Origin of the sequence: Bacillus sp. SIMBA_008 (assembly GCF_046535495.1) — a bacterium.
Classification (GTDB): Bacteria; Bacillota; Bacilli; order Bacillales; family Bacillaceae; genus Bacillus; species Bacillus subtilis.
In genome coordinates this window covers 1-262 of sequence record NZ_JAWRWL010000677.1, presented here as the reverse complement: position 1 = coordinate 262, position 262 = coordinate 1, and the positions used below count along the sequence as shown (strand labels likewise).

At 66.4% G+C, this 262-nt stretch carries 1 protein-coding gene; it reads right to left on the bottom strand.

What is annotated here, in order from left to right:
* Window positions 1–262, bottom strand: a 262-nt coding sequence (locus SB658_RS24945) for a hypothetical protein (protein WP_410603096.1), incomplete at both ends; no start/stop codon positions are given.

Sequence of the window (262 nt, the reverse complement as noted above, 5' to 3'; positions counted from 1 at the left end):
GCTGTCGAGCCGGATCTGATCCTGCAGCGCCGCGACCTGGGCGAGGTCAGCCTCGTCCGCGGGGTCAACCAGCGTGCGGATCGCCAGCACCACATGAGGCGTGCCGAACTGCTCGACGGTGAGGCGATGCTCGCCCGCGTCATGGAAGATCGCGTCGATGTAGTGGTGCTCGTTGACGACCATCGCCGACACGTAGCGATCGCCGTGCTCGGGGATGGTGAAGGTCGCACCGGCGCTGATGTCGACCACGGCGAAGCTGTAC